We start from the raw sequence: 13,445 nt of genomic DNA on the forward strand, positions 1-13,445 counted from the left end.
GAGCCGGTCTGTTAAAGAGGGAGCTGTCGCGAGATGTTTATGCGCTTCATACTGTTGCTGTTGGCACTGACGGCCCTGTCCAGCCAGGCGCAAACCATCAAAGAAGACGTTGCGTTTGCGGTGATTGGTGAACCGAAATACGCGGTGAATTTCACCCATTATGATTACGTCAACCCTGCCGCGCCGAAAGGCGGGAATGTGACGCTCTCTGCCACCGGCACGTTCGATAACTTCAACCGCTTTGCCCTGCGCGGTGTGGCCGCGGCGCGCACAGAATCTCTCTACGATACCCTGTTTGTCACCTCTGATGATGAGCCCGGCAGTTACTACCCGCTGATCGCCGAAAACGTGCGGTATGCGGATAATTTTGCCTGGGCGGAAATTTCGCTAAACCCGCGGGCGCGTTTTCATGACGGTTCGCCGGTCAGGGCAAGCGATGTCGCCTTTACGTTTCATAAATTCATGACTGAAGGCGTTCCTCAGTTCCGTATTGTCTACAAAGGCGCGTCGGTCAGGGCCATCGCACCGCTCACCGTGCGCATTGAGCTGAGCGAGCCGAATAAAGAGAATATGCTGAGCCTGTTCTCCCTGCCCGTAATGCCTGAATCGTTCTGGAAAGCCCATAAGCTGAGCGACCCGCTCTCCACGCCACCGCTGGCAGGCGGCCCGTACCGCATCACCGACTGGCGCATGGGGCAGTATGTGGTCTACTCCCGTGTAAAAGACTACTGGGCCGCCAACCTGCCGGTAAACCGGGGGCGCTGGAATTTCGACACCCTTCGCTATGATTACTACCTGGACGATAACGTGGCTTTTGAGGCCTTTAAGGCCGGAGCCTTCGATTTACGCCTGGAGAGCAGCGCTAAAAACTGGGCTACGCGCTATATCGGTAAAAACTTTGCCAAAGGCTACATCGTCAAGGACGAGCAAAAAAATAGCTCTGCCCAGGACACGCGCTGGCTGGCGTTTAATATTCAGCGTCCGGTATTTAACGACCGCCGGGTACGTCAGGCCATTACCCTGGCCTTTGACTTTGAGTGGATGAACAAGGCGCTGTTTTATGGCGCCTACAGCCGCGCTAACAGCTATTTTCAGAATACCGAATACGCGGCGCGCGCTTACCCCAATGCCGACGAGTTGACGCTGCTGGCCCCCTTCAAAGCACAATTGCCGCCGGAAGTGTTTACCACCGTGTTTGATCCCCCCACCTCCGATGGCAACGGCTTTGATCGTGACAATTTGCTGAAAGCCAGCAAACTGCTGGATGAGGCCGGTTGGGTCCTGAAAAATCAAAAACGGGTCAATGCCCAAACGGGAAAACCGTTGAGCTTCGAGCTACTGATCGCGTCAGGGGCAAACGATCAGTGGGTTTTGCCGTTTAAGCACAACCTGGCCCGGCTGGGGATCACAATGAACATACGCCAGGTGGATATCGCCCAGCTGACCAACCGCAAGCGCAGCCGGGATTACGATATGATGCAGAGCCTGTGGCCCGCGCAGCCCTGGCCAAGCTCCGACCTGCAGATTTCCTGGGCGTCCAGTTACATCGACTCCTCGTACAATGCGCCGGGGGTAAAAAGCCCGGTCGTTGACGCGCTAATTGCAAAGATCGTGGCAGCACAGGGCGATAAACATAAGCTCCTGCCATTAGGACGCGCCCTCGACAGAGTGTTAACCTGGAACTACTACATGCTGCCCATGTGGTATATGGGTGAAGATCGTCTTGCCCGCTGGGACAAATTTTCGCTGCCTGCCGTGCGCCCGATCTATTCGCTGGGCTTCGATACCTGGTGGTATGACGTTAACAAAGCCGCCAGACTCCCAGCTGAGCGGCGATAAGGAATCATCATGGGTGCGTATCTAATCCGCCGTCTCCTGCTGATCATCCCAACCCTGTGGGCCATCATCACCATTAACTTCTTTATTGTGCAAATCGCCCCCGGTGGGCCGGTCGATCAGGCGATTGCGGCCATTGAATTTGGCACCAGCGGCGGGATGCCCGGCGGTGGCGGAGAAGGAATGGGCGCAAGCCATGCCAAAACGGGCGTGGGGAATATCAGCGAAAGCCATTATCGCGGCGGCCGCGGGCTGGATCCGGAGGTGATTGCCGAGATCACCCATCGCTATGGTTTTGATAAACCGATTCACGAGCGCTATTTCAAAATGCTGTGGGATTACGTCCGGTTTGATTTTGGCGATAGCCTGTTCCGCAGTGCCTCGGTCTTAACCCTGATCAAACAAAGCCTGCCGGTGTCGATCACCCTGGGACTGTGGGGAACGCTGATTATCTACCTGGTTTCCATTCCGCTTGGGATCCGCAAAGCGGTCTACAACGGCAGCCGTTTTGATATCTGGAGCAGCACGTTCATTATCATCGGCTATGCCATTCCGGCGTTTCTGTTCGCTGTGCTGCTGATTGTCTTTTTTGCCGGCGGCAGCTATTTCGATCTCTTCCCGCTGCGGGGGCTGGTATCCGCCGATTTCAGCACCCTGCCGTGGTATCAGAAAATCACCGACTATCTCTGGCACATCACGCTGCCGGTGCTGGCAACGGTGATTGGCGGATTTGCCGCCCTGACCATGCTGACCAAAAACGCCTTTCTTGATGAAATCCGCAAACAGTATGTCGTCACCGCCCGCGCGAAGGGCGTGGGTGAAAAACAGATCATGTGGAAGCACGTGTTCCGCAACGCCATGCTGCTGGTGATTGCCGGATTTCCTGCCACGTTCATCAGTATGTTTTTTACCGGCTCGCTGCTTATTGAGGTGATGTTCTCGCTTAACGGTCTGGGGCTGTTAGGCTATGAAGCCACCGTGTCGCGGGATTATCCGGTGATGTTTGGCACACTCTACATTTTTACCCTGATTGGCCTGCTGCTGAATATCGTCAGTGATATCAGCTATACGCTGGTCGATCCCCGAATCGATTTTGAGGGCCGATGATGCCGCGTTTAAGCCCCGTCAATCAGGCCCGCTGGGCCCGTTTTCGCCACAACCGTCGTGGCTACTGGTCGTTATGGATTTTTGCCGTCCTGTTTGTGTTAAGCCTGTGCTCAGAGCTGATTGCCAACGATAAACCCTTGCTGGTGCATTTCAACGACCGCTGGTATGTACCCGTGCTTAACAACTACAGTGAAAGTGACTTTGGCGGCCCGTTTGCAACACCGGCGGAGTATCAGGATCCGTGGCTGCGCCAGCAGATTGATCAACACGGCTGGGCACTGTGGGCCCCGATCCGTTTTGGCGCCAACAGTATCAATTTCGCCACCACGACCCCCTTCCCTTCTCCCCCGTCCGCGCAAAACTGGCTGGGAACGGATGCCAACGGTGGCGACGTGCTGGCGCGCATCCTCTACGGTACCCGAATCTCGATCCTCTTTGGGCTGATGCTGACGCTCTTCTCCAGCGTGATGGGCGTGGTGGCAGGTGCCGTCCAGGGCTACTATGGCGGTAAAATTGACCTCTGGGGTCAGCGCGTGATTGAGGTGTGGTCAGGTATGCCAACGCTGTTTCTGATCATCCTGCTGTCGAGCGTGGTGCAGCCAAACTTCTGGTGGCTGCTGGGGATCACCGTATTGTTTGGCTGGATGGCGCTGGTGGGCGTCGTGCGCGCAGAATTTCTGCGCACCCGTAATTTTGATTATATTCGTGCCGCGCAGGCACTGGGCGTGAGCGACCGTGGGATCATCTTCCGCCATATGCTGCCGAACGCCGTGGTGGCGACACTGACCTTTCTGCCGTTTATTTTGTGCAGCTCCATCACCACCCTCACCTCGCTCGATTTTCTGGGCTTCGGGCTACCGCTCGGTTCCCCCTCGCTCGGCGAGCTGTTGCTGCAGGGCAAAAACAACCTGCAGGCACCGTGGCTGGGCATTACAGCCTTTCTTTCCGTGGCGGTACTGCTTTCGCTGCTGATTTTTATTGGCGAAGCCGTGCGCGACGCCTTCGATCCCAACAAGGCGGTGTAACATGACGCAGCCCCTTCTCAGTATCGATAATCTGTCGATTGCCTTTTCGAAACAGGGTGAGACGCGCACCGTGGTCAGCGATCTGTCGCTGCAGATCCAGCGTGGCGAAACGCTGGCGCTGGTGGGGGAATCCGGCTCCGGCAAGAGCGTCTCGGCACTCTCCATTCTGCGCCTGCTCCCGTCTCCGCCAGTGAGCTACCCGCAAGGAGATATTCTGTTTCACGGCAGCTCGCTGCTGCACGCCGACGAACAGACCCTGCGGGGCGTCCGCGGCAATAAGATTGCGATGATTTTCCAGGAGCCGATGGTCTCACTCAACCCGCTGCATACTCTGGAAAAACAGCTTTACGAGGTGCTCTCCCTGCACCGGGGCATGCGCAAAGAGGCCGCGCGCGGGGAAATCCTCGACTGCCTCGACAGAACCGGCATCCGCAACGCGGCAAAACGGCTGAGCGATTTCCCGCATCAGCTTTCCGGCGGTGAACGTCAACGTGTGATGATTGCCATGGCGCTACTGACGCGCCCGGAACTGCTGATCGCCGATGAGCCCACCACCGCGCTGGACGTCACGGTGCAGGCGCAAATTTTGCAGCTGCTGCGGGAGCTACGTAGCGAGCTGAACATGAGTCTGCTGTTTATCACCCATAACCTGAGCATTGTGAAAAAGCTGGCCGACAGCGTCGCCGTAATGCAAAACGGACGCTGTGTAGAGCAGAACACCGCCGCCGCACTGCTGAACACGCCTCAGCACGCCTATACGCAGCGGCTGCTCGACAGTGAACCCTCAGGCGATCCTGTGCCTCTCCGGGGGGACAGCGCGCCGTTGCTCAACGTCGAGGGGCTGTCTGTCTCCTTCCCCATCCGTAAAGGTATTCTGCGCCGCGTGGTCGACCAGAACGCCGTGCTGAAGAACATCCGTTTTTCACTGCGCCCGGGTGAGTCGCTGGGACTGGTGGGCGAGTCGGGTTCAGGCAAAAGCACCACCGGCCTGGCACTGCTGCGTTTAATTGCCTCGCAGGGCGAGATCCTGTTTGACGGCATGCCGCTGCACCGCTGGAACCGTCGGCAGATGCTGCCGGTACGCCCCCGCATGCAGGTGGTATTTCAGGATCCCAACTCCTCGCTCAATCCAAGGCTGAGTATTTTGCAGATCATCGAAGAAGGATTGCGCGTCCATCAGCCTACCCTGACGGCTCTGCAACGTGAAAATGAGGTCAGGCGTGTGATGGCAGAGGTAGGGTTAGATCCCGAGACGCGGCATCGCTACCCGGCTGAATTTTCTGGCGGACAGCGCCAGCGTATCGCCATTGCCCGCGCGCTGATCCTCAAACCTGAGCTGATCATCCTGGATGAACCGACCTCCTCGCTGGACAGAACCGTGCAGGCACAGATCCTGACCCTGTTAAAAGGGTTACAGGAAAAGCACCGGCTGGCCTATATCTTTATCAGCCACGATCTACAGGTAGTGCGGGCGTTATGCCATCAGGTGATTGTGCTACGGCAGGGAGAAGTGGTCGAGCAAGGTGAGTGCCAGCGCGTATTTACTGCACCGACGCAGAGCTACACGCGCCAGCTGTTATCGGCAGACTAGCACTCAGAAGGGATACTGGCCCGAGAAAGGCTCAGCAATGGCCACGCCGAAGTTTTTCAGGCGGCAGGTTGCGGCAAATTCATCCTGACTTTTAACAAACAGGCACGGCTCGCCTTCACACTCCAGTACGGAGCTGTCCACTTCGATATCCGACAGCGCCTGGCTTAAGCGTTCCATTACCGGCCATGCATCTTCGTCGCTCGGGCTAAGCAGTTTGAGCGCGACCAGACAATTCTCGCAACCTGCAACGTTTTGCGGAATCGGTTCAACTTTCGAACCTGCAAAACCCGCCGACCAGCGATAGCTCTGGGGCAAGCGATGGACTATGGAGAGTTGTAATGTATTCACGTTCGATCCCCGGAAGCAAATTTACTTCACAATTTATTTACATTTATAGTAACACATCATCGCCAACCTGCACTATTCAGCGCTTTTTTATAGGTATCCAGGCTCGCGTCGGCGCTATATGTACCCGTTTCTGCGATCTAACTCAACCTTTTTAAATACAATGATGTGACTTTTTACACAAATAGATTTTACATAAAAGAAACAAACACAGGGTAAACGAACGCAAGTTTGGTTGATATGGGTCAACAAAAAGGCCCGTATCGGGCCTGATGTGCAGATTAATGAGCGGCTTTTCGCGGTCGGCTGGCGTAAAGACAGAAGAGAATGGAGCTGGTGGCACAAAACGCCATCGCCCACAGCATTGGCCAGGCCGTGTTAAAGGTCGCCATTGAGAGTAACGCCCCCACCACGGCACCAATCCCGAAGCGGAACGTCCCCGCCAGCGATGAGGCGGTGCCAGCCATATGCGGGAACTCATCAAGGATAACCGCCATCGCATTGGATGAGATCATCGAGACGCAGCCAACAAAAGCGGCAACCCCCACCACCAGCGCCCAGAAGCCCACGCCGAAAAACGCGCTGACCACCAGCCAGATAGCCATCACAAACTGGATCCACAACCCGGCACGGAACATATTCAGTGCTCCAATCCGGCGAACAAAGCGGCTGTTGATGATGGTCATGATGAACAGGAACACAATGTTCAGCGCAAAGTAATACCCAAAATGCTGAGGGGAAACGTGGTTCAGCTCAATATAGACAAATGGCCCGGCGCTCAGGAAGGAGAACATGCCGGCAAAGCTGAAGCCGCTTGCCAGCATGTAGCTCAGCACGCGCTTGTGGCGGAACAGCGAGGCAAAATTCCCCATTGTGGTACGGATGTGGAATTTCTGGCGGCGCTCGACGGCTAACGTTTCATCAATAAAGAAGAAAATCATCGCCGAGGCCAGCAGTGCGGCAAGCGCCAGGATCCAGAAAATGGCATGCCAGCTGAACCATACCAGCACCGCGCCACCGGCCATCGGCGCCACCAGCGGCGCAATGGTGGTCACCAGCATGACAAACGACATCATGCGGGAGAACTCTTCTTTCGGGTAGATATCACGCATCAGGGCATTGATCACCACGCTTGCCGCCGCCGCCGCGAGGCCGTGGAATAAACGCATCACGATAAGCTGATCGATACTCTGTGCCAGCGCACAGGCCACGGCTGCGGCTGCAAAGATCAGCGTTCCGCCCAGAATAACCGGCTTACGCCCGAGGCTGTCGGCCATCGGGCCATAAAACAGTTGGCCGAGGGCAAAACCGAGAATATAGGTACTGAGCGTCATCTGTGCGCTGCCTGCCGGTACGCCAAACTGCGCCGAAATCACCGGCAGCGCAGGCAGATACATATCAATCGACAGCGGCATTAACATGGCCAGCAGGCCAAGAATGAACACGATTTTGAAAGACGAGTGTGGCCTGGTGGTCACAGGGTTCTCCTGAAATTAATGCGAGGGCAGACCGACGCTGGCGATCTCTTCTTCCGTCAGCGGGCGATATTCGCCAGGCGCCAGATCGGGATCGAGTTCAATTGCCCCAATACGTTCACGATGCAGACCCACAACGTGGTTACCCACCGCGGCGAACATACGTTTCACCTGATGATAACGCCCTTCGCTGATGGTCAGACGGACTTCGGTCGGGGTAATAACTTCCAGCACCGCCGGTTTGGTGAGGTCTTTTTCATTATGCAGCTGAACGCCTTTGGCAAATTGTTCTGCCGTGTCATCTGCCACCGGCGATTCCAGCGTCACCAGATAGGTTTTTTCACAGTGATGACGAGGAGAGGTAATGCGGTGGGACCACTGACCGTCATCGGTCATCAGCACCAGACCGGTGGTGTCGATATCGAGACGGCCAGCCGCATGCAGCTTGTGCGCAACCGGTTCGTCGAGGAAATAGAGCACCGTCGGGTGATCCGGATCGTCCGTAGAACAGACGTAGCCTTCCGGCTTATTGAGCATGAAATAGCGCGGGCCGTGCTGCTGGGTGAGCGGGTTGCCGTCATACTCCACCTGATGGTCAGGTTGCAGTTTGAACGCGCTGTCTCTCACAATGTCGCCATCCACGGTAACGCGGCTGGCGCGGATCTCGCGCCCGGCAATAGCACGGCTTACGCCGAGTTGCTGAGCGATAAACTTATCAAGTCGCATGAAATCTTTTTAGCCTTAATGGTGCTGGAAGTCGGACAATGCGTCCGAAAAAGAAGCAGTCAGGAACGGTTCAGTATAATGGTCTGGTTGCGCCACTCAAGGGAAAAAGTTTCGTGGCATACTATATGCGGAATAACGATACAGAGACCCCATGACTTTTACACTTCGCCCCTATCAGCAGGAAGCCGTAGACGCCACCCTGGCCTGGTTTCGCAAACACCGTGAGCCCGCGGCCATTGTGCTCCCCACTGGCGCAGGCAAAAGCCTGGTGATCGCCGAACTTGCCCGCCTGGCGCGCGGCCGCGTGCTGGTGCTGGCGCACGTCAAAGAGCTGGTTGCGCAAAACCATGCCAAGTATTGCGCGCTTGGTCTGGAGGCCGATATCTTCGCCGCCGGGCTAAAGCGGAAAGAGAGCCACGGCAAAGTGGTGTTCGGCAGCGTTCAGTCTGTTGCCCGCAACCTTGACCTGTTTCGCAGCGAATTTTCGCTGCTGATTGTCGACGAGTGCCATCGCATCAGTGATGACGACGATAGCCAGTATCAGCAAATCCTCACTCACCTGAAAGAGGTGAACCCTCACTTACGCCTGCTGGGCCTGACGGCAACCCCGTTTCGCCTGGGCAAAGGCTGGATTTACCGCTTTCATTATCACGGTATGGTGCGAGGGGATGAGAAGGCGCTGTTCAGCGACTGTATCTATGAACTTCCGCTGCGCTATATGATTAAACACGGCTACCTGACCCCGCCTGAACGGCTGGATATGCCGGTCGTCCAGTACGATTTCAGCCGCTTACAGGCGCAGAGCAACGGTTTATTTAGCGAAGCGGATTTGAACCAGGAGCTGAAAAAGCAAAAGCGCATCACTCCGCACATTATCAGCCAGATTGAAGAGTTCGCTGAAACGCGCAAAGGGGTAATGATTTTTGCTGCCACCGTTGAGCATGCGCGCGAAATCACCGGCTTACTGCCCTCTGGCGACGCGGCGCTGATCACCGGCGAGACGCCCGGCCTGGAGCGCGACAGCCTGATTGAGGCGTTTAAAGCACAGCAGTTTCGCTATCTGGTAAACGTCTCGGTACTCACCACCGGGTTTGATGCCCCCCACGTCGACCTGATTGCTATTCTGCGTCCGACCGAATCGGTCAGCCTGTATCAGCAAATCGTTGGCCGCGGTCTGCGTCTGGCTCCCGGTAAAACCGACTGCCTGATCCTGGATTACGCCGGTAACCCGCACGATCTCTACTCGCCTGAAGTGGGTACGCCGAAAGGAAAAAGTGACAACGTGCCGGTACAGGTCTTCTGTCCTGCCTGTGGCTTTGCCAACACTTTTTGGGGCAAGACGACGGCTGACGGTACGCTGATCGAACATTTTGGCCGCCGCTGTCAGGGCTGGTTTGAAGATGATGAAGGGCATCGCGAGCAGTGCGATTTCCGTTTCCGCTTTAAAAACTGCCCCCAGTGCAACGCTGAAAATGATATTGCCGCCCGCCGCTGCCGCGAATGTGACACGGTTCTGGTCGACCCTGATGACATGCTGAAGGCCGCGCTGAAGTTAAAGGATGCCCTGGTGCTGCGCTGCTCTGGCATGGCGCTGCAACCGGGAGCGGATGAAAAAGGCGAATGGCTGAAAATCACCTATTACGATGAGGACGGCGCCGACGTCAGCGAGCGCTTCCGGGTGCACACTCCGGCTCAGCGCACAGCTTTCGAACAGCTCTTTATCCGCCCGCATACCCGCACACCGGGCGTACCGCTGCGCTGGATAACCGTAGCGGATATCGTGCATCAGCAGGTGCTGCTGCGCCATCCGGATTTTGTTGTCGCCCGCAAGAAAGGCCAGTACTGGCAAGTCCGTGAAAAGATTTTTGACTATGAAGGCCGTTTTCGTCGGGCCAACGAACTGCGTTAATGGCAGGCAGGCCTTGAATAGGAAACGATTGTTTCCTATTATGCATTATCGTATTACAACAGGATTCACTCATGTCACGTCTTCCCGGTCGCCCGCGTGAATTTGACACCGACGCTGCCATCGACAGCGCCCTGCTCGTTTTCCGCGAGCGCGGCTATCATGCTACCTCAATCAAAGAGCTGAGTGACGCGACGGGCCTTACGGCGGGAAGCCTGTATAAAGCCTTTGGCAGCAAGAATGGCCTGTTTCTCGCGGCGTTCGACCGTTACACCCGGACGCGCAGCACCGCCCTGCGCCAGCGTACCGAGGCGGCACGCAGCGGGCGAGATAAAATCGCGGCGGTGTTACGTTTCTACGCCGAGAGCAGCCACGGTCCTGAGGGCATACGCGGCTGTCTGGTGGTCGCCAGCGCGACTGAGCTGGCGGTTTTTGATGAGGCAACCGCGCAGTACATCAAAGCCGCCATGCAGCGTACCGAGCAGCTGTTGCTCGAACTGGTTCAGGAGGGCCAGCGGGACGGTAGCCTTTCCCGCGCGCTGCCCACGGAGCAAACGGCACGTAATCTTTTCGCGCTGCTGCAGGGTTACCGCGTGATCGGCAAAAAAGGCCTGTCTGAGGACGAAATCAATAGCGCCGTTAACGCGGCACTCAGCCTGCTCGGCTGAGTTTTTTAACCAATTAGGAAACGATTATTTCCTATTATTCTGGAGATCGTTATGACCATGCCCATCGCCCCGCAGCACCACTTCACGCTCATCAATGGCATCCGCACGCACTACGTCACCGCCGGAGAACAGCACGCGCAGACGGTTGTCCTGCTGGCCGGTTTCCCCGAAAGCTGGTACGCCTGGCGCCATGTTATCCCTTTGCTGGCCGAGCGTTACCATGTGATCGCCCCGGACTTACCCGGACAGGGTGATACCGATTGTCCGTCAGAGGGGTATGACACCCACACCCTCGCCAGCCATGTTCATGAACTGCTGACCCAGCTTGGCGTGCATCGCTACTATCTGGCCGGTCACGACGTGGGAGCCTGGGTTGCCTGGCCTTATGCGGCGATGTACAGCGATGAGGTGATAAAGCTGGCGCTGCTGGACGCCGGCATTCCGGGTATTACCTTACCCGATGCCCTCCCCGTCACCGCGGACCGCGCCTGGCGCACCTGGCATTTTGCCTTTCACGTGATTGCCGACCTGCCTGAATTCCTCATCAGGGGCAAAGAGCGCGGCTATCTGGAGTGGTTTCTGCGTCGCAAAGCGGCGAATCCCCTCACCTTCAGCGAGGCGGATCTTGACGAGTATCTGCGCATTTTTACGCGCGAAGGTGGCTTACGCGCAGGGCTGGCTTACTATCGCGCTGCCGCCCTCTCCGCTGCGCAAAACCGGGCGCTTAGCGAACGGGGTAAACTCTCTGTTCCTGTTCTGGCACTCAGTGCCGATCAGGGTTCGATTCCTGATATGGCCTCGCCGCTGAGGGCGTTTGCAGAACGCGTTGACGGGCGCGTGATCCCTCGTTGCGGCCATTTTCAGCCAGAAGAGCAGCCTCAGGCCGTCGCCGACGCCCTAAGCGGTTTCTTTAGTGGGGATTAATTCATTGCCCTGAGGTGGATTGGGGGCTATAATGCCGCCCGCTTTTGCATCCGCAAAGCAGAACACTCACCTGCTGCTGGGTCGCCTGTAGTAGGGTTTTAAATACAGAGAGAAATCAATGTTCACTATCGAAGCAGAAGTACGTAACGTGCAGGGTAAGGGTGCGAGCCGCCGCCTGCGTACCGCTAACAAGTTCCCGGCTATCGTTTACGGTGGCGAAGCTGCTCCAGTTTCTATCGAACTGGATCACGACAAAGTATGGAACATGCAGACCAAAGCTGAATTCTACAGCGAAGTTCTGACCATCGTTGTTGGCGGTAAAGAAGAAAAAGTGAAAGTTCAGGCTGTTCAGCGTCACGCGTTCAAGCCAAAACTGACTCACATCGACTTCGTTCGCGCGTAATCGCAAACATGTCGAAAAAAAGCCCCGCTTCGGCGGGGTTTTTTTATGGCGGTTATTTACCGCCAGTAGTACGACGCTGCAGCTGATCGCGCAGGTTGGGTGGCGTACCTTTAATGGTCAGCGTATCGGTGGCCGGATCCCAGAAGATACGTTCCCCCAGCAGCATGGCATCAAAGTTGATGGTTAACCCGCCGCCGCTTCCGGCAAATTTTGTTAACTGACGCAGCGTACTGCGATCCGCCGGGAAGCTCTCTTCCAGCTCATACCCTTTCTCAGCAGTAAATTCCTGGAAACTGACTTCACTGACGCCGGCCAGCTCTTTTGACAGCGACTCCAGCTCAATCTCTTCCCCCGCCTGCAGCTGTTCGTTGCAGTAGCTGTAAACCTGCTGACGCACGTTCTGGCGCTCAGATTTATCGAGCTGCGCTTCCGCCGTGAAGTCATCCACCGCCTGCAGCAGCCCTTTGTTCTGCGCTTTGGCGTTGAGACCTTCGCTGGCACCGAGGAAGTCCATAAAGAAATCGGCCACTTTACGGCCAACACGCCCTTTGAGGAAGGTCAGGTAGCGCGTCGACTCCGGATTGGTTTCCCACTCGGTCAAATCAATACGCGCAACGATATCCGCATGGTTGATATCCAGATAATGGGTGGAGCTGATATCCAGCTGCTCATTCACGCGCATACTGCTTAAATTGTTCAGCACGGTGACCAGCAGATACTCGACCGCCAGGTAGCGATAGTGGCAGAACAGAACGATACCGCCGTCGGCAAACGGGTATTTTGCCAGTTCGTCGCGCAGACGTCCGGTTGCTGCGCGGCTAAACGCCAGGAAATCTTCTTCACCCTGACGTTGCAGGCGCAGGCTATCAGCCAGTTCACTCTCGTCGCTGAACAGACCATAGGCTTTATTTTTTGCACTGTAGACGCGGTGCAGTTCCGCCATCATTTCCACAACGGTTGCCGTGGGTTCCAGTAACGAATCGCGCAGCACCACTTCAAGGGTTTGCTCATCACGCTTGATAAGCTGGTGCAAGGCAATCTGGTTGATTTCCAGACTCATGATAAACTCTCCTTTTAGACCGGGCGGTATTCAACCACCACCAGGACATGTGTGCAACAACTGATAAAAAAGGGGAAAAAAAGCTGTTGCTACGGTAATATGTTGCCCTTTCATCAACAAACTGATTTTGATTTATGCCACAACATTCCCGCTACAGTGATGAACACGTTGAACAATTGCTCAGTGAGCTGGTCAACGTACTGGAAAAACATAAAACACCGACCGATCTCTCCCTGATGGTTTTGGGAAATATGGTCACCAACCTTATCAATACCAGCGTTGCTCCGGCTCAGCGTCAGGCGATCGCCAAATCTTTCGCCCAGGCTTTACAGTCTTCCGTTAGCGACGACCAGGCCCATTAAGGGAAACGAACAACAGT

General features: G+C 56.0%; 13 protein-coding genes. 9 read left to right on the forward strand and 4 right to left on the reverse strand.

What is annotated here, in order from left to right:
• The first annotated feature begins 33 nt into the window (after positions 1–33).
• From APU11_RS02180 to yejF, 4 genes are read left to right on the forward strand one after another with little or no spacing between them, the layout of a single operon-like run.
• Positions 34–1,839: an extracellular solute-binding protein gene (locus tag APU11_RS02180; RefSeq protein ID WP_058651746.1), complete on the forward strand. Its 1,806-nt coding sequence runs from the start codon at positions 34–36 to the stop codon at positions 1,837–1,839.
• A gap of 9 nt (positions 1,840–1,848) precedes the next feature.
• Positions 1,849–2,943: a microcin C ABC transporter permease YejB gene (locus tag APU11_RS02185; RefSeq protein ID WP_038420221.1), complete on the forward strand. Its 1,095-nt coding sequence runs from the start codon at positions 1,849–1,851 to the stop codon at positions 2,941–2,943.
• The gene (locus APU11_RS02190; RefSeq protein ID WP_029883091.1) at positions 2,943–3,968 is read left to right on the forward strand and encodes an ABC transporter permease; all 1,026 of its coding nucleotides are present in this window, start codon (positions 2,943–2,945) and stop codon (positions 3,966–3,968) included. Before APU11_RS02185 ends, APU11_RS02190 begins: the two co-directional genes overlap by 1 nt.
• Before the next feature lies 1 nt (position 3,969).
• Positions 3,970–5,559: a microcin C ABC transporter ATP-binding protein YejF gene (gene yejF / locus APU11_RS02195; RefSeq protein ID WP_029883092.1), complete on the forward strand. Its 1,590-nt coding sequence runs from the start codon at positions 3,970–3,972 to the stop codon at positions 5,557–5,559.
• Between the two features lie 3 nt (positions 5,560–5,562).
• On the opposite strand, the gene APU11_RS02200 is transcribed toward yejF, so the two are convergent.
• The 3 genes from APU11_RS02200 to rsuA all read right to left on the reverse strand — a co-directional run bounded on the left by APU11_RS02200 (position 5,563) and on the right by rsuA (position 8,105).
• Positions 5,563–5,907, reverse strand: a complete 345-nt coding sequence (locus APU11_RS02200) for a YejG family protein (protein ID WP_013097988.1) — start codon at positions 5,905–5,907, stop codon at positions 5,563–5,565.
• A gap of 278 nt (positions 5,908–6,185) precedes the next feature.
• Positions 6,186–7,382 carry a Bcr/CflA family multidrug efflux MFS transporter gene (locus APU11_RS02205; RefSeq protein ID WP_013097989.1) on the reverse strand — a complete coding sequence of 399 codons (1,197 nt, stop codon included), beginning with the start codon at positions 7,380–7,382 and terminating at the stop codon, positions 6,186–6,188.
• A gap of 15 nt (positions 7,383–7,397) precedes the next feature.
• The gene (gene rsuA / locus APU11_RS02210) at positions 7,398–8,105 is read right to left on the reverse strand and encodes a 16S rRNA pseudouridine(516) synthase RsuA (protein ID WP_013097990.1); all 708 of its coding nucleotides are present in this window, start codon (positions 8,103–8,105) and stop codon (positions 7,398–7,400) included.
• Between the two features lie 151 nt (positions 8,106–8,256).
• On the opposite strand from rsuA, the gene APU11_RS02215 reads away from it, so the two are divergent.
• The 4 genes from APU11_RS02215 to rplY all read left to right on the forward strand — a co-directional run bounded on the left by APU11_RS02215 (position 8,257) and on the right by rplY (position 12,006).
• Positions 8,257–10,014, forward strand: coding sequence for a DEAD/DEAH box helicase (locus tag APU11_RS02215; protein ID WP_058651747.1), 1,758 nt, complete (start codon positions 8,257–8,259; stop codon positions 10,012–10,014).
• 71 nt (positions 10,015–10,085) lie between these two features.
• The gene (locus APU11_RS02220) at positions 10,086–10,679 is read left to right on the forward strand and encodes a TetR/AcrR family transcriptional regulator (RefSeq protein ID WP_023619749.1); all 594 of its coding nucleotides are present in this window, start codon (positions 10,086–10,088) and stop codon (positions 10,677–10,679) included.
• Between the two features lie 51 nt (positions 10,680–10,730).
• Entirely contained in the window at positions 10,731–11,603 is an 873-nt protein-coding gene (locus APU11_RS02225; RefSeq protein ID WP_058651748.1) for an alpha/beta fold hydrolase, read from the forward strand.
• A gap of 118 nt (positions 11,604–11,721) precedes the next feature.
• Positions 11,722–12,006: a 50S ribosomal protein L25 gene (gene rplY / locus APU11_RS02230; protein ID WP_013097994.1), complete on the forward strand. Its 285-nt coding sequence runs from the start codon at positions 11,722–11,724 to the stop codon at positions 12,004–12,006.
• A 52-nt stretch (positions 12,007–12,058) separates the two neighbouring features.
• Here the strand turns inward: rplY and yejK are convergent, their stop codons facing one another.
• Positions 12,059–13,066 carry a nucleoid-associated protein YejK gene (gene yejK, locus APU11_RS02235; RefSeq protein ID WP_014832722.1) on the reverse strand — a complete coding sequence of 336 codons (1,008 nt, stop codon included), beginning with the start codon at positions 13,064–13,066 and terminating at the stop codon, positions 12,059–12,061.
• Positions 13,067–13,200: 134 nt separating this feature from the next.
• Between yejK and APU11_RS02240 the strand changes: the two genes are divergently transcribed.
• Positions 13,201–13,428, forward strand: coding sequence for a YejL family protein (locus tag APU11_RS02240; RefSeq protein ID WP_001135586.1), 228 nt, complete (start codon positions 13,201–13,203; stop codon positions 13,426–13,428).
• Positions 13,429–13,445: the final 17 nt, after the last annotated feature.

Origin of the sequence: Enterobacter sp. 50793107 (assembly GCF_001463365.1) — a bacterium.
In the GTDB taxonomy this organism is placed as follows: Bacteria; Pseudomonadota; Gammaproteobacteria; order Enterobacterales; family Enterobacteriaceae; genus Enterobacter; species Enterobacter cloacae.